The following is an 18,325-nucleotide window of genomic DNA, read 5'->3' as shown; positions in this document are numbered from 1 at the left end:
GAGCTACCGGCGTCTTGGTCCGATCTTTTCGAATGCTTCCGTACAAGTCCGTGCTCTGTAGCGTCGCCCCGATACGAGCACGTTCCATGATCTGCTCGGCATTCTGTGCGGCTGCGGGCAACCAAAGTGCCAGTAGCACACTAAGAGAGATGAAAAGTCTGTTCATGATTCGTCGGAGTATCCTTCTCGGCCATCCGACGTGCAAGGGACTTGTGTCATTCAAAAAGTTATTCCCAATCGGCGTCTTTTTCCAAAATTTGCGCATTGGGGCTTGCCGGAAAATGGGCAGCGGAATTTGATCCTCCCCAACGTTTTTGTTCCCCTTTCCCGAACCCACATGAGTCTCCGCAAGCAGCTATCGGACAGCCTTCCGTCCCTTCTCCCCAACAACCCCTCGGAGGCGATCAAGGGAACCGAACTCATTCGTTTGGTGCGGATGCAGCTCTCGGGAAACTACTCAGACGCTTCCCTGCGCTACCATTTCTCGATCATGTCTTGCGATCCGGGCTCGCCGATTGCCAAGGTGGAGAAAGGCCAGGGCTACTACCGCCGGACCGCCCCAGTGCCCGCTCTGTCGGGTGCCCAGGAGCTCCTTTCCCTGAGCCAAGGACGCCTGGAAGACCTCAATGCTGATAGCGGAGCCGTTGACCACGCCCTCGAGCGCGTCAAAAAATTCCGGGCGATCGTTCGCCGTTTCAACGAAATCAACGGACGCTTCCCTTACGAGTTCCGCGAAGCCTTTTCCGCCGGATCCCCGCTTGGAAACCTCTGGAAATACCCTGAAGTCGCCGTGGTCGATTGGCAGACCGGCGACGACCCGGACGAAGGCATGTCGCTCGACTCCAAGCTGCTGGCCATGAAGCAGTGGATGGGCCTCCCCCCCTTCCGGCTCAGCGGTGCCCGACTCCGCATTCAGTCCTCGCTGCACAGCTTCCGCGAGGACTTCTTCCAAGCCCTTTCCGCCTCGATGTGGACGCAGGGTGGTGAACTCATCTACGCGACACCCATCGAAGATGAAGCGCTCGCCGACGGACTCCGCGCCCTTAACGCCACCTTCGGAGTGGGGGTCATCAGCTATGGACTGAGCATTGAAGTGCTCGATGACCTTCCCCGTGCCGCCAACATTCTGAACGCCCATCCCAAGGAAACTGAAGCGCTGATGGAGCGGATCGACTTCAATCGCATTGCAGCACCCCGGTTCCGCCAACACATCGACTGGTCGCTGCTCGACACTCTGCGCCGCGACAGCACCGAAACGGCTGCTCTGATCGACTGGCTCGCCACCTGCATCGAGCAGGGACGGGCGATGCCCATTGCCGAGCAACCGCCCGCCTGAGCCATCGTTTCAGTCAATCAAGAGTCTCGTCAGTGGGATTCTCCGAAACGCGCCATTCCATAAACGAACGGGCTTTTTCATCGCATCTTCACGACATCTTCCAATACTCCTGCCTAATACTTCGTTAGGAAAAGGATATGGAATTTGCCTCTGAAACTGAAATCGCCGCTGCGGGCAAACACGTTCGTTCGCTGAGTGCCGCCTTGAACCAGGTCCTTTTCGGTCAGGAGGAACTCATTGATTTGGTTCTCACCGGGGTTCTCGCCCGCGGACACATTCTCCTCGAAGGACTTCCCGGCCTCGGGAAAACGGAGTTGGTGAAAGGTCTTTCAAAAACGCTTCGTCTCGGCACGAAGCGGGTGCAGTTCACGCCCGACCTGCTGCCTGGTGATATTACCGGCAATCCGGTGCTTCAGGAAGTCGACGGCAGACGCTCCTTCGTTTTCCAGCCGGGTCCGCTGTTCACCAACATCGTCCTGGCGGATGAAATCAACCGAGCCTCTCCCAAGACCCAATCGGCGCTGCTCGAGGCCATGCAGGAACGCCGGGTCACCGTTCTCGGAGAAGGCCATGACCTCCCCAGTCCCTTCTTCGTGCTCGCCACTCAGAACCCGATCGAACTCGAAGGCACCTACCCCCTTCCCGAAGCCCAGCTCGACCGCTTTCTCTTCAAACTCGAGGTCACAAGGAACAACGTGGAAACCCTCCAAAGAATCGTCAGCCACCGCGAGTTGGGAGCGGAACCCGAGGTCGAAGCGATCATGGACGCCAGCCAACTGGATGAAGTTCTCAATCTCGTCCGCCGGATCTACCTCCCGGATGTCGTCGCCAACTACATCGCCCGCGTCGTCGACGCAACCCACCCCGGACAGTCCGCCGCATCGCGCGGTATCCGCTACGGGGCAAGCCCACGGGCAGCTCTTTCTCTTGCCTCCGCCGCGAAGGCACGCGCCCTGATGAACGAAAGAACCAATGCCTCCTTCGAAGACGTTCGATTCGTCGCGCCGGCCGTCCTCCGCCATCGCATCGTGCTCGAATACAACGCCCGGGTGGAAGGCCTGACCAACAACGACCTGGTGCGGTCGCTCCTCGAAGAAGTTCCCTTCCAGGCAGGCAGCAATCCGAAAACGATGACCTCGACGACCAACGCCTGACCCCGTACGCCATGTTTCGACTTCTCCTGCTGATCGCCGCAGTCGGCACGCTGACCCTGACCGCCCAGGAAAATCTTTTCCGCCAGGTTCCCACGGCGACCCACCCCAAGGACAAAACCGAGGTTCAGGTTGACGCGCTGTTTTCCATGGCCGCCCCAACCGGCTATCTTCCCGTCCGGGTCACGGTGGTCAATCAGCGCACGAGCGACGGAGAACTCGTAATCAACACCACCTCCACCAGCGGATCCTATCGACAGGATGGTCGAACGACTTCGGAGTTCACCATCAGGAGCGATGCCGAGAGCAGCTCGACCCATGACCTCTTGGTCCCGCTCACGACCTCCCTCGATAGCAGCGGCTACGGCGTTGGGGCTTCGACCAATGTCAACCTGAGCGGCAGCTTTGGAAGAGGCCAGGGAGGACTTCAGTCCAACTACGCGGAAGACGCCTCAGCGGTCATGATGAGTGAGGCACTTCATACGCCGAACGCTTCGATCCTTGATGCGGAGCTCAACAAACTGGGGTCCCGCTACGGCAGCCCAACTTTTGCCGGCAAGTTCGATCCAACCATGATGCCCGAGGACTGGCGCGCCTACAGCGGCTACGACGCCTTCCTGATGACGGACGACGACTGGAGGAAAATCAGCGCCGGTGCCAGGAACGCGATCCTCAAATGGTGCCGCCTCGGTGGAGAGTTGACCATCTATCATGAAGGCCGTCCTCCTTCGTTCACTTCACTCGGGATCGACACCGATGGTCCGGCTTTTGGATATGGAACAATTCGCCTCGAACCCATCCCCTCAGGTCTCGCTCTCGATGCTCCGGCGGTCGTCGCACGCTTCGTCAAAAAGCCGGGTCTCAGGCCGTTGAACAAAAGTATCCGTGAAGACTTCTCCAGTTCCTGGCCGCTCCACGACCGCTTCGGCCAACAAAAATTCGCCTATGGGATCTTCATCGTCGTCCTGATCGGCTTCGGGATTCTGGTCGGACCGGTCAACCTGTTCGTTTTTGCCAAGTCCGGCATGCGCCACAGGCTTTTCATCACGACTCCCATCATCTCGCTCGGCACCAGCGCCCTGCTGATCATCCTGATCCTGCTCAAGGATGGCACCGGTGGTCGTGGTGAAAGGATTGCCCTCATCGAAGTGCGCCCGGATTCGAGTGAAAACAACGCCTACGTGGTCCAAGAGCAAGTGAGCCGAACGGGCGTCCTTCTCGGAAGCGCCTTCGAACTCACTGAGTCCGCCGCCATCACCCCCGTGCCCATCGCCAACAGCCCGTGGGCACGGCTGACCCCGTCGAGCGGTGGCGGCGATATGCGCTACACCGCCAATTTCAGAGATGGTAAACTCGCCGTCTCCGGCGACTGGTTCCAGAGCCGATCCGAGCAAGGACAGCTGATACGAGCCGTCATCCCCACCCGTGGCCGGATCGAGATCAAGGAAGGTGGAGGACCACCTATCCTGCTATCGACATTCGATTTTCCGATTGACGATCTCTACTACATGGATCGTAGCAAGGGCTACTGGACCGCTCGCGATCTGAAGCCAGGAACGAACGTCACCTGCACTCCCATTTCGCAGACCGATTACGAGTCCGCCATCAGTGCACAAGCCGCAAAACTCGGTGACCGCAATCGCCGTGTTCTCAACTCAGCCTCCCGTCGCGCCGATCACTACGTGGCCATCGCTTCCGAAGCTCCTGCGGTGGAGACCTACGATTCCATCAAGTGGGTCGACACCCATACCATTCTCACCGGACCCACCCTTCGCTAACCATGTCCGACGCCGCCATCCGAGTCCACAATCTCTACCGCTACTTCGGGCAACTGAAAGCCGTCAACGGGATCTCATTCGAGATTCCCCACGGCTCCGTCTGCGGCTTTGTCGGTGCGAATGGCGCCGGCAAGACCACCACGATGAGGATCCTCGCATCGCTCGACTACCCGACGATGGGCGTCGCTGAAATTTGCGGAATCAACGTCGTTCATCACCCGGAACAGGTCCGCCGACTCATCGGCTGGATGCCCGACCACTTTGGCAACTACGAGCACATGACGGTGCTCGAATACCTCGACTTCTACGCCCGCGCCTTCGGCTACGATGGCAAGGAACGCCGCACACGGGTCCAGGAAGTCATGGAATTCACGGACCTCATTCCTCTCGCCGATCGGTTTTCGAACAAGCTTTCGAAAGGCATGACCCAGCGACTCTGCCTCGGACGATCACTCCTCCATGACCCCCAGGTCTTGATCATGGACGAACCGGCGGCCGGCCTCGACCCGAAGGCTCGTGTCGAGCTCAAGCACCTGATTCGCGTCCTCGCCCAGGAAGGAAAAACCATTTTCATCTCCTCGCACATCCTCTCCGAGCTCGGCGAAATGTGTGACTCGCTGCTGTTCGTCAACAACGGCCGCATTGTCCACCACGGCGATTCCGAATCACTGAAACAGGGAACCGATGCCACCGGTGGGGTGCTTTACGACGTCCAGGTGGTCGGGGACCCGCAGGCGGTTTCCGACTGGTGCGTGGTCAATCCACATGTCGAGTTCCTCGAGTCGCGCAAGCAGGGCGGCCGGATCCGGCTCGACACCACCTCTCCGGAGAAAGCCGCGGAAACGCTCGCCCGAATGGTCAAGGACGGCTTGAAGATCGTCGACTTCCACAAGGAACAGCGAAACCTCGAGGACGCATTCATCGACATGCTCGGTCGTATCGACCGTGGTGAAGAGGCGCAACCCGAGCAAGCAGCACCTCCTGAACCCACCTTCAGCCCCCCCAGCATCCCGAACTGATGTCCGAAGCCGTCACTCCAGTTCCCAACGTCCCCGCTCCGAAAAGCTTTGCGGTCGACAAGCTTGCCGACTTCTCCGACAGGCTATCTCCGATGCTGGTCAAGGAGCTGAGGCAGGGCCTGCGGGCCAAGACCTTTGTAGTCGTCTTCCTGACCCTTCAGGTTCTGCTCGGATTCGTCCTCCTGGCATCGCTGGGGGCCTCAAGCTCCCCCCAGGACGCCGGGCATAGTATTTCGGGGGTCATCTTCATGTTCTTTTCCATCGCCGTGCTGGTGATCCAACCGATGAGGGGCATTGGATCCCTTCACACGGAGCTGAAAAGCAACACCATGGAGCTGATGGTCCTCACCCGGCTCAGTGCCTGGCGTATCGTGCTCGGCAAGTGGATCGCCCTCGTCAGCCAATCCGCCCTGCTCTTGGCCGCCATCGTTCCCTACCTGATTCTACGTTACTGGTTCGGCGACATGAATCTCTTCGGAGAGCTCATCCTTCTGCTCCTGATTTTCCTCGGATCTGCTCTAGCGACGGCAATTACCGTAGGTCTTTCGGCGGTTCCTTCGATGATCATTCGCGGACTTCTTCCGCTGGTCGGGGGCGTCTTTCTGATCTTCACCAGTATCGTGATGAGTTTTGGACGTGGCTTTCAAGAACTCGTCGAACTCTGCTCCATGCAGGATGCGGACAGCCGCTGGATCTTTCTGATCATGATTTTGTCAGGCCTCTACGTGGGCTGGACGATTCTCGGTCTTGGAGCCTCGATGATTGCTCCGGCTGCCGAGAACCACAGCACCCTTCGCCGGATCGTTACCTTTGCCGCCCTGCTGATCGCGATCTTGATTGCCTTGCTCGCCGACTTGGATACCGAGATCACCGCTTCGCTCGCGCTCATCATCTGCATTCCGGCCATCGTGATGGCCCTGAGCGAACCCTTCCACCCTCTCCCTCCGATCTGTCATCCCTTCGTGAAACGAGGCCTACCTGGCAAAATCGCGGGGCGCTTCCTTTATCCCGGGTGGCCTTCCGGTTTTATCTTCGCGCTTCTCGCATCAGGCCTTGGACTGTTCCTCTGTCTTGCGGGAACAGGTGGGCCAAGATTTCGGGAGGAGGAGGTCTCGTTCATCGCTGGCTTGCTGGGAACATTGATCATGCCCGCCGCACTGCTTGGCTTTGCTGGTGATCGGATAAAGAACCGCTTTGCCGCCTATCTCCTCATTGTTGTCAGCTCCCTGATCCTTACTTTCCTGATGCTGATGGTCTCGCAAGCCATGCCGAGCAGTTCCCGTGGCTTCCTCTGGCTCTTCTCATGGCTGCCGATGGTGAACATGTTTCTCTCGGAAATCAGTTCATTCAATGACAAGACGGTCGCGATTGTCAGCATTGCCGTAAGCAGCATTTACTCGGTGATGCTGCTGATCTTCTCGTTGAAGGCCTTCAGACAGCAGCGTGAAGTCGAGGATGTCTGTCAGAGCATCTCGCTCGGCGAGGAACAAACCCAAGCAAGCGAACCGTGACCCTTACTGAACTCTCCCAGTGCCATGCCCACGCGCTCGCCGCTACCGGCCGTCTCAGATTGCCGCTGAGGTCGAGGGTTTGGAAAGGTCAGTCCGGCGAATTTGCCGGAGCCGGTGTCGGGTCATCCATGGATTTCCAAGATCATCGGACATACGTCCCGGGTGACGATCCACGGCACATCAATTGGCAGGCCTACGCTCGCACCGGAACCTATACCATGAAGCTGTATCGCGAAGAGGTTCGCCCGGTGGTCGACGTCGTGCTGGATGCCTCGGAGTCGATGTTCTTCGATCCGGTCAAAGCAAAGAGGACCGCGGAGTTGTTCTACTTTGCGGTCGAATCCGCAATGCGTTCGGGTGCTGCCACCAGCGTTCACTTCGTGAGAGGCGATGCCGTCCGTCCCGTGCCAAGCGACATTGTTTCGATGCATCGCTGGCTCGACGATGTGCGGGCCATGCCGGCTGCCGACCCGGCGATAGCTCCGGATCTTTCGAGGATCCAGTTCCGCCAGAATGCCATTCGTGTGTTCGTCTCAGACCTCCTTTTCTCGGGGGATCCAACGCCGGCGCTGCGGCTTCTGGCAGCACGCCATGGAGCACCCATCCTGCTCGTTCCCTTTTTGAAGTCCGAGTCCTCACCCGATTGGGCAGGAAACTACGAATTCGTCGAGGCCGAACGTGGCAGCCGCCACCAGCATCGGATCGAAGCCTCGACGCTCCGGCATTACAAGGAAGCCTACGTCAACCACTTCGCCCTCTGGAAGAGCGCAGCCACCCGTCACCAAAGCGCCTTCGCTCGCGTCTCATGCGAGGAAAGCCTGGAAGCCTCTCTATTCGCTGAAGCGCTTCCTTCCCGAGCGCTCGAAGTTGCCAATTAGCGAACCATGCTCACGCTCGCCAACCCACTCGGTCTTTGGGCACTGCTCGGCATTCCTGCCGTGCTGGCAATCCACTTTCTCCAGAGGCAGGCGGTGATCCTTCCGATCTCCACCCTGTTTCTGCTGGAAAAGACCCAGCGGGAATCCGCCAGCGGCCGACGCTTCGACCGACTGATGAATTCGGTTCCGCTCTGGATGCAATTGCTCGCGGTTCTGCTCCTGACGTGGTTGCTTGCCGAACCCCGCTACCAGAAAGCCCGTAGCACCCAGCGAGTTGCCATCGTATTGGATTCATCGGCCTCGATGTCGGTCATCAAGGAGCAAGTCAAACAGCGACTGATCGATGCCCTACCGGACCTCCAGGGCGCAGCCGCAGCCATCGAGCTCACTCTCCTTGAAAGCGCCTCCGGGAGGGAGCGGCTTTACAAGGGTGGTTCCGTTGAGGATTTCACCCTCGCTCTCGACAATTGGCAACCCCGCGACGGCCTCGTGGATCCCTCGCAGGCCATCAGGCTCGCCCGTTCGATCGTCGCTCGCGAAGGCATCGTCGTCTACGTCACGGATACGCCCAGCGAGTCACTTCCCTTCGATGCCCGCCAGATTGCCCTTGGAGAGAACATCGAGAACGTCGGCATCACCGGTGTTAGATTTGAGCGACGCGAAGGCGCCCTGGTCTGGAGTGCCCTCGTTCGCAACTATTCGGATGCGCCGCAAACCCGGAGCTGGAGACTTGAATTTCCCGATGGGACTTCCAGCGAGCCGAAGTCATTCGACATCGATGCAGGATCACTGGTTTCAATCCAGGCAGCCTTCCCCGAAGAAGCGGACCGCGCCAGACTCGTGCTCTCCAACGACAAGTTCACCTTGGACGACACCTTCCCGATGGTCGCTCCGTCACCCAAGTCGCTCAGCCTTTTTTCGTCGACCACTCCTGAATTCACCAAGCTTTCTGATCGAATGAACCGCTCGCTGGAGGCGATCACCCTCAGCAACGATGCCGACACGGCGGACGTTTCACTCATTTCCTACGATGCTCTCGATCCAATGCTTCCCGATGGAAATGCGGTGGTTTTCGTTCAGGACTCCACCTCGGCAGGTTCCTATCTCAAGGGAGGGATCGTCGCCGAGAAAAACCCCTTGGTCGATGGACTTAACTGGCAGGCCCTGCTCGTTCGTGAGACGATTCAGCTTGAGCGATTGTCGACGGATGACGTGCTGCTTTGGCAGGACACCCGGCCCTTGATTTTCCTCCGCACTTTGGAAGCCGAACCCGGTGAGCCGGCTGCAAGGCAACTTTGTTTCAACTTCGATCTCCGTCTTTCAAATGCGACCAGCCAGCCTGCGTTCATCGTTTGCCTCCATCGATTCATCGAGAGCATTCGGGATTCAAAGATTTCCAAGTTCAGCGAGAACCTCGAGACGGGACAAGTCCTCCAACTCGCCGCGAGGAGTTCAGGCACGGAAGGACCTGCCGAAGCCATCTCGGTGGCACACAGGGACAGCTCCGGCAAGCTCCTGTCCGAAACGGACTACCCCGCAGCCGCCATGCTTCGCTTCAATGCGCCACTGGAACCGGGATTCCTGACGGTTCGCCAAGGAGAAACCGAACTACTTGATGCCGCCCTTCACTTTGCCGATACACGGGAAGCTGACTTCATTGCCTGCGGGGCAGTCGACACCCTCGACTCCGGCAACGCCGAAGCCGTTGCACGCCACACGGTCGAGGATCATTGGTGGAGGTTATGGATCCTTCTGCTCATCGCGGCCTTGCTCATCTCCTGGCGCTTCTCGAGGGAGCGAGCCGCCGGCAACCCACCCCCTTTGGTGACCGAGACATGATTTTCGCTTCTCCAGAATGGTTCCTCCTGATCCCTGCCGCGGTCTTCATCGGCTGGTTCTGGAGCGATCTGCATTTGTTTTCTCCTTTAAGGTTCATCCTGATCGCATTGGCCGCCATCGCTCTTGCCGACCCCCGCATGGTGCTGAAAGAGGACTCGCTCGATCTCTGGGTGCTACTCGATCGCTCGGACTCCACGGAGGATCTCGTCGACCAAGGCTTGCCGGAGTGGCAGCGATTGCTGGAGAAATCCAAACCTTCACGCCGCGACCGGATCATCGTTCACGACTACGCCGCAGAGATTGTGGAACACGGAAAGGATGGAGCGACTTTTACCGGGTCGCGCAAGCTGACCAAAACCGGACTCGCCCTTTCCCAGGTCGCCGCACTTGCTGAGGAAGATCGTCCCGCTCGTATTCTGCTCTTCACCGACGGTTTCTCAACCGAACCCCTCGCCGAAGCCGCTGACCAACTCGAAGCCCGTGGCATCCCGATCGACTACCGATTGATCCGTGACGAAACACTGGACGATTTTCGTATTTCCAGGATCGACTTGCCCGAGCGTGTCCAGGCCGGCGAACCCTATCTCTTCTCGGTCACCGTCAGGGGATCCCTCGATGGTGAGGTGCCTTTGATCGTTCGCCGCGGTGGTCAAACACTCACCGAGACCACTGTCGAGCTGACCAACGGCGTAGGACGCGCCGAGTTCACTGACCGAATTCCGATCAGTGGATCATTCAAATACGAGGCCGAGGTGATTCCGGAAACTGATGCGCATCCCGGAAACAACCGCGCCACGCGCTGGATCGAAATCGCCGGTGGCCCGCGGGTCCTTCTCGTCACCAATTATGTCGACGACCCGATTGCGAAGGTCCTCTCGTCGCTGGATTTCACCGTCGATGTGGAAAGCAACTCCCAGCAACTCCAGCCCGGACGACTCTCCGGGGCCAAAGCCGTCATCTTCAACAATGTCCCCGCTCACGAGGTGCCCCAGGACTTTCTCGACGCTCTTGATTTCTTCGTCAGGGAACAAGCGGGTGGATTCCTGATGGTCGGAGGAAAGCACTCCTTCGGCTCCGGCGGTTACTTTCAATCATCGATCGACCCCTTGCTGCCCATTTCGATGGAATTGAAGACCGAGCACCGCAAGCTCGCCGTCGCGCTCGCAATCGTCCTCGATCGTTCGGGGTCGATGTCCGTCAACGTCAATGCTGGCGGAAAGAACGTGACCAAGATGGATCTCGCCAACACCGGTTCTGCCGAGGCCATCAATCTCCTAGGCCCGATGGATCAGGTCGCGGTCCTCGCCGTCGACAGCGCGCCTCATGACATCGTGCGGATGACCCGGATCGGAAACGACAAGAAGAAGATCACGGACCGGGTGCTGAAGATCCAATCACAAGGCGGTGGCATCTTTGTTTACGAAGGACTGAAGGCGGCCTGGGACCAACTGAAGACGGTCCCGGTCGGCACCCGCCACATCATCCTTTTCTCCGATGCCGCCGACTCCGAAGAGCCCGGCGACTACAAACGCCTTCTGGCCGAGATGAAGAAGGAGGGCGCGACCGTTTCCGTCATCGGACTTGGCACCAAGGCGGATGTCGACGCGAAGCTTCTCGAAGACATCGCCAAACGGGGTGATGGCCGCGTCTTCTTCACGGATCGGCCGATGGACATCCCGAAGATCTTCGCCCAGGAAACCGTCACGATCGCACGCTCCGCCTTCGTTGAGGAAAACGTCGGGGCCCAGCCAACAGGACGCTGGGCTGAGATCTCACCCAAGCTGTTAGAGTGGCTGCCCGAAGCCGGCGGTTACAATCTCTCCTATGCCCGCGAGGACGCCACTACCTCGCTGGTCACTACCGATGAGTATGTCGCCCCATTGGTCGCTCATGCTCGGCGGGGACTCGGAAGAACTGCAGCCGTCTCATTTCCCTTGGGCGGTGACTTCTCGGATCCGGCACGCAATTGGGAAGGCTACGCGGACTTCGTCCAAACGCTGACACGCTGGTTGATGGGACTCGACCTGCCACCCGGCATCGGGGTTCGACACAAGCTGGATGGCACCCGCCTGAACCTCGACCTCCTCTATGACCCCGAGATGTGGGGAGACACGCTCACCGTAACCCCACCACGTCTTCGAATCCTCGAAAGTGATGTCGGCAGCAATCCCTACGACGTCCCATGGAAGCGGATCGAGCCCGGTCACTTCGCGGTCAGCCGTGACTTGGACGAGGGCTCCGTGATCCGTGGTGCGATTCAAGTCGGACCGCATGCCCTACCTTTCGGACCGATCACTGTCGGTTCTTCGATCGAATGGGCCTTCGAGTCGGATCGATTGGCGGAACTGCGAAGCGTGGCCTCCCAAACGGGCGGTCGCGAACTTCTCGATCTTGGCGATGCCTGGCTGAGACCGCCGTATGAAAGCGAAGTCTCGCTGAGGCTTTGGCTTGCTTTGGCTTTGTTCATGCTCGTGATCCTTGAGGCGCTCATGACACGCACCGGTTGGAAACTCCCACTGCTCGGAATACCGAGCTTCGAGCGACAAGCGAAGACACCGAAAGTCAAGGTCGGCAAAGCGAGCAAGCCCGCACCCACGCCTGTCGTCAAGCAGGCGACTTCGGAGCCGCCACCATCGGAGCAAACCGAACGCCGCTCTCGTTACCAGCGAGCCAAGGATCGAAAGTAGTGACGCAGGAAACGACGAGCGTCTTGCCTAACCCAAGCTCCGGATCGCTTTGCAAACAGCGGGGAAAATCTGCTTCTTGCGACTCACCACTCCTGGTGCCTCGAAGTGGGAACCATTCACCCGCTGGAATGGCAGTCCACTGATCATCCGCTCATTACCAGCAGCCACGATCAGGCTGTTGTGCTTGGCGATGTCAGTGACCGCCAGGACCGCCAGATCGTATTCGTTTTCTTCCACAAGCGCCTCAAGACCTGCTTGCAATTCCTTGTAGCGTCCGTCGAAGGAATGAAGCCCAAGCTCCTCGACCTGGGCGATCGTGACTCGAACGCCCTCGTCATCGAACTCCTTGCGGTCGGCATTCAAGATTTCGGTCACGGTTCCTGAGGTCAGCAAAGAGCCCACTGCAAAGAAGTCGGTCTTGAACTTCTCGGGATCGATTTCGGCGATCTCGCTCATCCATTCCAGCATCTCACGATCCAAAGCGGTCGTCGTTGGCGAACTCAGGCAAAGCGTGTCGGAGATGATCCCCGCACAAAGACAAAGCGCGATTCCCGGTTCGGGAATGAGATCCCGGTGGGCGAACTTCCTGGCAACGAGCGTCGATGTCGAGCCGACCGGTTCATTGAGAAAGCGAATCGGTTCGCGGGAAACCAGGTCCCCTGCGAGCCGGTGGTGGTCGATCACCTCGACGATGTGCGCCTCCTCAATTCCTTGAACCGCCTGCGCGTACTCATTGTGATCGACGAGAGCAATCCGGATTCGTTGCGGGTCCACCAGGTCGGATTTCGAAATCACACCGATCATTCTGTTTTCGACGGGATCAACCACGGGAAAGAGGTCCTGCTCAAGGTGGGCCAGCGACTTCCTCAAACGGGAAACCGGTTCGTCCTGGGAGACGCACTGAAAGTCCGTCTCCATCACATGATTCACGGTCCTCGAACAGCGGATCAAGGTCGTACTGCTGGCGGTATCTTGCGAGCAGAGGAGGATGACCACACCCCGCTCCTTCGCCAACCTTCGCATCTCCGGTTCAACGCCATTGCCACCAGTGACCAGCAAGGCCCGCGCTCCATTTTCGATCGCGTAGTGATGCACCACCGGCCGGTCACCGCAAACGACAAGGTAGCGACCAACATTCCCTTCCTTGGCAGCCATCTTGAGACGACGATCGATGGTATTCTGGGAAGAGGCACCCACCAGCATGATCAGATCCTCATCAGAATCCTTTTCAGGCAAGTCGGCACCAACGCTGTCCGCCTGGAGAGTGACTGCGATCTTTCCAAGCGATACGTGAATCGTCCGAACCGCAACTCCGCTGCCATCACCCGGGACGAGCAATTCGAGCAGATCCAGATAGCGAAGCATGCCCTGAGGCTGACCATCATCGCCGACAACCGGGACGCAGCGAACACCGCTGGCGAGCATCCGTCGGTAAGCCGCAATGAAAGTATCACCGGCGCAGACCTGAACGACATCCCGTCGGCAAATCATGCCCGCATTCGCCCTGACATCGGTAATGAGCACGGGCTCTTCAATCCCGGCTTCTTCAAGGACCCAGGCGGTCCGCGGAGGGATCTCTCCACACCGTGCCGCCACGGCATCCGGATGCCCCCGCAGCCGCAGAAGCGCCGCATTGCCTATCGCAGAACAAATCGCATCAGTGTCCGGATTCCGGTGACCGATCACATAGAACGGCAGGTTGCGGCGGGGGGAGGTTTCCAGGATCATGGCTTACATTCTTTCGGGGCATCGGATGCCCAACAGGCTCAAGCCATGACTCAGGACTCTTGAGGTGAGCTCGCAGAGCGCAAGCCGACTAGAGCGGACCGATTCTTCGGACTTGAGCACCGGGCAGGCTTCAAAAAAGGAATGGAAAGCACGCGCCAACTCCAGCAGATAGTTTGCCAAAAGGTTGGGGCGGTGCTCTTCAAGAATCGATGGCACGGTTTCTCCGTAACGAATCAACAAGCGGGCCAAATGAATCTCCGCCTCGTCTTTGAGCACGAGCATCACGCCCGACGAATCAAAGGGCGCGTCCAGTTTTCGGAAAATGGAACGAATCCGAACCTGGCTGTATTGCAGATAGGGGGCCGTGTCGCCTTGAAGCGCCAGCATCCGATCCCACGAAAAGACATAATCGGTCAGCCGGTTCTGGGATAACTCGGCAAACTTAACGGCACCGATGCCGACAATCTCGGCCACCTCCGCCGCTTCGTCAGCCGGAAGGTCGGGGTTCTTGCCGGCAATGGCTGCCGCGGCACGCTCCACCGCCTCATCGAGCACATCGGTGAGTTGCACGTTGTCGCCCGACCGAGTCTTCATCAGTTTGCGGTCTTCACCGAGAATGGAGCCAAAGGCAATATGCTGGAAATCAGCGTTCTTGCCCCAGCGCACACTGGCATCGAAAATCTGGCGGAAATGCAACTGCTGCGGCGTGCCCACCACATACCAGATTTCGTCAGCGTTCCATTCGTCGATCCGGTACTCGATCGTTGCAAGGTCGGTCGTGGCATAGAGAAAGCCTCCATCAGCCTTCCGGATGACCGCAGGGTTGTCGATCCACCCCTCCTTCTTGTGAATCCGAAAGGGATCCCTTTCGTCGCCAAGTTCACCAGATGAGAAAATACAAACCGCCCCGTCGCTGACCTTGCCCAAACCCTTCTCGAGAAACTCATCCACGAGTCCCGCAAGTCGGTCATTGTAGAAACTTTCGCCGAGCCAATGGTCAAAGTGAACATCAAGCCGGGCATAGATTTTCTCCAGCCCCTGCTTCGAGAGTTCCACACACTCCTTCCAGATCGCGAGATTCTCCTGATCGCCGGCCTGGAGTTTCACCAACTCGCCCTTGCAGGTCTCCATCACGGCTGGATCATCCTTGGCCGCCCCATTGATCTCACGATAGACCCGGACCAATTCCGGTATCGGATCTTCCTTGAGCCGGCTTTCGTCGAGAATCGTCTTCCAACCATGCAGGATCATGCCGAACTGGGTCCCCCAGTCGCCGATATGGTTGTCCGTAATGACCTCATGCCCGAGAAACCTCGCAATCCTCGCCAGTGAGTCGCCGAGGATGGTCGACCGGATGTGCCCGACATGCATCGGCTTGGCCACGTTCGGTGCCGAGAAATCGATGACGATGGTGCGCTTTTCCGAAGCTGGCAGCACTCCCAATCGCTCATCCGCAAGCTGCGCCTCAGCCCGCGAGGCAAAGGTCTCGGGATCGATGCGAAAGTTGATGAATCCCGGTCCGGCGATCTCGGCGGATCCAAGTCCGGCCATGTCGATCGCGGCGATGGTCTTTTCAGCCAATGCCCGAGGGTTTGTTCGGAGCTTCTTGGCCAGAATCATCGCGGCATTGCTTTGATAGTCACCAAAGCGCAGGTCTGCGGCAGGCACGACGGGAGCTTCGGTAGCCTCTCCAATCACCGTCGCGAGTGCGACGGACAAACGCTTTTCAATTTCCTTTAAAAGACTCATGACGGAATGTCAGGCCACGTTCCGCGAAGCCTTGCCTGCGAGAATGTCCAGAATCGCGGTCCGGCTTTCCGCTTCGCTGAGCTGTTGTCGGATCTCACAGTTCGTGAACATCTTGGCGATCGCTGCGAGCGTCTGAAGGTGGAGGTGATAGTCCTTCTTTGGAACAATGAAGAGCACTACAAAATGAACGGGAGAATTATCAAGCGCTTCGAAGTCGATGCCTTTCACCGAGCGGCCGAAGACGGCGGCAACCTCTTCAAGATTTTCCGAAAAAGCATGCGGGATGGCGACGCCATAACCAATGCCGGTACTGACCTGCTCTTCTCGCGCTTCGAGCGAGGCGACCACTTCCTCGCGAAGGGCCTCAGGCAGTTTGCCTGTCGAAATCAAATGATCCACGAGCTCGAAGATCGCTGGCATGTGCTCCTCGGAGCTCATATCAAGGATGATCTGATCGGGCGAAAGTAGGGAAGCCAGTTTCATGCAGTGGTCCGCCCCCGAGGTTCCTGGGAGCTGGAGGGGCGGAGTGGTTAGCCGCGTAACCCCCTATTTGCAAGCGGGTTTTCGGAGAGTCAACATGGCGCGATCAAACGACCTTTGGCGCTTGCAGCCCCCCCTTCCCCCTTCCTAGCTTCCCCCCACTCCATGCAAGCAAGCCTCCGACTCATCGCCCTCACCCTTCTCACGACCCTACTCTGCCAATGCGGGGCCTCGATTGGAGGAGGAACCATGGGGGGGCCAACGGCGGCGGAACGAAAAGCCCAAATCGCCTCAGAGCCCACCGGAGACTTCTTCTATGGCCGACGCTACTACGTGAAGAAAACCCGCTTCTGGGGCTATTTGAGGAAACCCCGTGAATCCTGGAACCGGGCCAAGCTGGTCATGCTGCGCGAGGACAAAAAGAGAGCGCCCGATCGCCTTCCGGAAACCGGCCCACCGGGTCAGCGCTACGGTTTTGATCAGAACTACGAGTACAGGATCAAGGGATACTACACCGGGAAGTCGGCCTACGATCCAAACAGCAATCAAATCCTGCCTGAATTCATGCTGACCGGCTACGAAGTGGTGAACCGTAATCCGGGCTGGATCTTCCGGCCTGATGACCGTTACGACCCGCTGAGGATCACGCTCTACCCGCAGTAGAACGACAAACCCCGGGAACTCACTTCAAGCACCCACCGCGCAGAGCCCATCAACCCTTCAAAGATTGGGCGAGTGAAGCATCATCCATACGAAGCCTCCACCCGCGCCGCGACATCACGATAGCCGTAGTCGACCTCGTAGATTTCCTTGAAGCACGCAATCGCCGCATCCTTGTCGCCGATCTCGTCATGCATCAGGCCCTTTTCGTAGAGGATCTCCTTCTTCACGTTGTCCATGGCCACGAGATCTTCGAGTGCGGACTCAAGCTGTTTGACACCCATATCGAGCATCTTCTTCTCCTTGAAAGTCCGACCGAGAAGCAGTAGCACCTTGGACTGAATGTGGGGGTTTCGCTTGGCTTGCTGAAGATGAGGGATCGCTCCGCTGTAGTCAGCCGCATCAAACAAGGCACGGCCCAGCTCGTAACGAAGAACGGGATCCGTCGGATTCTGTTCGACCCGGCGAGTCGCATCGGCCACTGCTGACTCGATGTTCGCTTTCCGCTTCTCAGCGAGCATCGCCTTGACTTCCGGATCATCCGGATTCTCCAGAGCCCGCGCCTCAAGCAGCTTCATCTCAGACTCCTTGAGCTTGTCGCCCATTTTTTCGGCCTTTGAGCGCAGCGCCACGTCGCTGGAACTCAAAGAAAAGGCCCAGTCGTAGTAGGACTGGGCACTCGCCCAATCCTCAAGCCGCTCAAAGATCGTTGCCAGATCCTTCACGACCGCGAGATTGTTCTGATCCTCGGCATACTTGGCCGCAAGCTGATCACGGCGTTCTTCGAGTTGCTCACGCGTCAGGCCGGTGCGGGAGGCTTTCTCCATCTCCTCGCTCGCCGCACTATCCTTCATCATGTCCTTCATGCTGGCGTCTTCACCCCACTTCTGTTGCTGCATGGAAGCCCGCGCGGTGGCATCCTTTTCGCCCTTGATCGCCGCGGAGTCGGTTGGATTGTGCTTGATGATATCCCGGTAGACCTCGGCCGCCTTCATGCTCTCTTCATTGGAGAGGTAGAACTCCGCCAGCTTGTGAAGAAACTTGGACTCCTGGGGATGGGTGCTGCGCACCGTCTCCAAGGCGAATGCTGCACTTTCCTTCATGTCCAGAGCGACAAAGGCATCAAAGAGCACGTCATTCAGTTCAGGACTGTAGGGGTCTTTTTCCAGTTCCGCTTCAATCGAGACAAGTGCCGCCGTGGGATCCTTCTTCACCTGGCCCGCAAGCTTCATGGCCCCCAAACCGCCACCCGTCTTCATTCCGAAGATCGTCGACTTTTTCTTGGGCCCACCAGTCGCATTTCCTTCGCACTTTCTGAGCACCTTACGGCCGTCCAGAAACCCAGGCGCATCCTTGAGGACCGACTGGATCAGCTTGATGGCATATCCGTGGTTTTTGGTCTGGGCAGCAGTCAGGGCTTTGAGCCACAGCGCTTTGACGTTCGGGGCAAGTTCCGCTTCGGTGATCTCGGGCATGATGTTCGAAATTCTAGGTTTTAGCCGCATTCTC

The 18,325-nt window shown here is 58.3% G+C and carries 13 protein-coding genes; 9 read left to right on the top strand and 4 right to left on the bottom strand.

The genetic code is table 11. The annotated features are described in order from the left end of the window. Window positions 1-337: 337 nt before the first annotated feature. The 8 genes from WBG04_RS20240 (at window position 338) to WBG04_RS20205 (ending at window position 12,199) form a co-directional block, all read left to right on the top strand. Window positions 338-1,336, top strand: a complete 999-nt coding sequence (locus tag WBG04_RS20240) for a hypothetical protein (protein WP_424316540.1) — start codon at window positions 338-340, stop codon at window positions 1,334-1,336. 137 nt (window positions 1,337-1,473) lie between these two features. Beyond that, window positions 1,474-2,490: an AAA family ATPase gene (locus WBG04_RS20235; RefSeq protein WP_424316539.1), complete on the top strand. Its 1,017-nt coding sequence runs from the start codon at window positions 1,474-1,476 to the stop codon at window positions 2,488-2,490. 11 nt (window positions 2,491-2,501) lie between these two features. Next, the gene (locus WBG04_RS20230; protein ID WP_424316538.1) at window positions 2,502-4,265 is read left to right on the top strand and encodes a hypothetical protein; all 1,764 of its coding nucleotides are present in this window, start codon (window positions 2,502-2,504) and stop codon (window positions 4,263-4,265) included. A 2-nt stretch (window positions 4,266-4,267) separates the two neighbouring features. Continuing rightward, on the top strand, window positions 4,268-5,284 hold the full coding sequence (locus WBG04_RS20225) for an ABC transporter ATP-binding protein (RefSeq protein WP_424316537.1): 1,017 nt from the start codon (window positions 4,268-4,270) through the stop codon (window positions 5,282-5,284). Further along, window positions 5,284-6,795 carry a hypothetical protein gene (locus tag WBG04_RS20220; RefSeq protein WP_424316536.1) on the top strand — a complete coding sequence of 504 codons (1,512 nt, stop codon included), beginning with the start codon at window positions 5,284-5,286 and terminating at the stop codon, window positions 6,793-6,795. Before WBG04_RS20225 ends, WBG04_RS20220 begins: the two co-directional genes overlap by 1 nt. After that, window positions 6,792-7,673 carry a DUF58 domain-containing protein gene (locus WBG04_RS20215; protein ID WP_424316535.1) on the top strand — a complete coding sequence of 294 codons (882 nt, stop codon included), beginning with the start codon at window positions 6,792-6,794 and terminating at the stop codon, window positions 7,671-7,673. Before WBG04_RS20220 ends, WBG04_RS20215 begins: the two co-directional genes overlap by 4 nt. A 6-nt stretch (window positions 7,674-7,679) precedes the next feature. Continuing rightward, on the top strand, window positions 7,680-9,512 hold the full coding sequence (locus WBG04_RS20210) for a vWA domain-containing protein (RefSeq protein WP_424316534.1): 1,833 nt from the start codon (window positions 7,680-7,682) through the stop codon (window positions 9,510-9,512). Then, window positions 9,509-12,199: a VWA domain-containing protein gene (locus WBG04_RS20205; protein ID WP_424316533.1), complete on the top strand. Its 2,691-nt coding sequence runs from the start codon at window positions 9,509-9,511 to the stop codon at window positions 12,197-12,199. The genes WBG04_RS20210 and WBG04_RS20205 overlap by 4 nt, the downstream gene beginning before the upstream one ends. A 27-nt stretch (window positions 12,200-12,226) precedes the next feature. Here WBG04_RS20205 and WBG04_RS20200 read toward each other — a convergent pair whose 3' ends face one another. From WBG04_RS20200 to WBG04_RS20190, 3 genes are read right to left on the bottom strand one after another with little or no spacing between them, the layout of a single operon-like run. Continuing rightward, entirely contained in the window at window positions 12,227-13,927 is a 1,701-nt protein-coding gene (locus tag WBG04_RS20200) for a putative manganese-dependent inorganic diphosphatase (RefSeq protein ID WP_424316532.1), read from the bottom strand. Between the two features lie 3 nt (window positions 13,928-13,930). Next, window positions 13,931-15,676, bottom strand: coding sequence for an arginine--tRNA ligase (argS, locus tag WBG04_RS20195; RefSeq protein ID WP_424316531.1), 1,746 nt, complete (start codon window positions 15,674-15,676; stop codon window positions 13,931-13,933). Between the two features lie 9 nt (window positions 15,677-15,685). Further along, window positions 15,686-16,159: a PTS sugar transporter subunit IIA gene (locus WBG04_RS20190; RefSeq protein ID WP_424316530.1), complete on the bottom strand. Its 474-nt coding sequence runs from the start codon at window positions 16,157-16,159 to the stop codon at window positions 15,686-15,688. Between the two features lie 162 nt (window positions 16,160-16,321). Between WBG04_RS20190 and WBG04_RS20185 the strand changes: the two genes are divergently transcribed. Then, on the top strand, window positions 16,322-16,819 hold the full coding sequence (locus WBG04_RS20185) for a hypothetical protein (protein WP_424316529.1): 498 nt from the start codon (window positions 16,322-16,324) through the stop codon (window positions 16,817-16,819). An 80-nt stretch (window positions 16,820-16,899) separates the two neighbouring features. On the opposite strand, the gene WBG04_RS20180 is transcribed toward WBG04_RS20185, so the two are convergent. Beyond that, window positions 16,900-18,291, bottom strand: coding sequence for a tetratricopeptide repeat protein (locus tag WBG04_RS20180; RefSeq protein WP_424316527.1), 1,392 nt, complete (start codon window positions 18,289-18,291; stop codon window positions 16,900-16,902). Window positions 18,292-18,325 lie beyond the last annotated feature (34 nt).

The sequence above is a fragment of the Haloferula sp. genome (genome assembly GCF_049672945.1).
Taxonomy (GTDB): Bacteria; Verrucomicrobiota; Verrucomicrobiia; order Verrucomicrobiales; family Akkermansiaceae; genus Haloferula.
Note: the sequence above shows the minus strand (reverse complement) of the source record. Positions and strands in the feature narration are given on the sequence as shown.

Coding starts and splice junctions, on each gene's coding strand:
- WBG04_RS20200 (WP_424316532.1), bottom strand. CDS start 13,927: ATGATCCTGGAAACCTCCCCCCGCCGCAACCTGCCGTTCTATGTGATC.
- WBG04_RS20190 (WP_424316530.1), bottom strand. CDS start 16,159: ATGAAACTGGCTTCCCTACTTTCGCCCGATCAGATCATCCTTGATATG.
- argS (WP_424316531.1), bottom strand. CDS start 15,676: ATGAGTCTTTTAAAGGAAATTGAAAAGCGTTTGTCCGTCGCACTCGCG.
- WBG04_RS20240 (WP_424316540.1), top strand. CDS start 338: ATGAGTCTCCGCAAGCAGCTATCGGACAGCCTTCCGTCCCTTCTCCCC.
- WBG04_RS20205 (WP_424316533.1), top strand. CDS start 9,509: ATGATTTTCGCTTCTCCAGAATGGTTCCTCCTGATCCCTGCCGCGGTC.
- WBG04_RS20210 (WP_424316534.1), top strand. CDS start 7,680: ATGCTCACGCTCGCCAACCCACTCGGTCTTTGGGCACTGCTCGGCATT.
- WBG04_RS20180 (WP_424316527.1), bottom strand. CDS start 18,291: ATGCCCGAGATCACCGAAGCGGAACTTGCCCCGAACGTCAAAGCGCTG.
- WBG04_RS20230 (WP_424316538.1), top strand. CDS start 2,502: ATGTTTCGACTTCTCCTGCTGATCGCCGCAGTCGGCACGCTGACCCTG.
- WBG04_RS20235 (WP_424316539.1), top strand. CDS start 1,474: ATGGAATTTGCCTCTGAAACTGAAATCGCCGCTGCGGGCAAACACGTT.
- WBG04_RS20225 (WP_424316537.1), top strand. CDS start 4,268: ATGTCCGACGCCGCCATCCGAGTCCACAATCTCTACCGCTACTTCGGG.
- WBG04_RS20185 (WP_424316529.1), top strand. CDS start 16,322: ATGCAAGCAAGCCTCCGACTCATCGCCCTCACCCTTCTCACGACCCTA.
- WBG04_RS20220 (WP_424316536.1), top strand. CDS start 5,284: ATGTCCGAAGCCGTCACTCCAGTTCCCAACGTCCCCGCTCCGAAAAGC.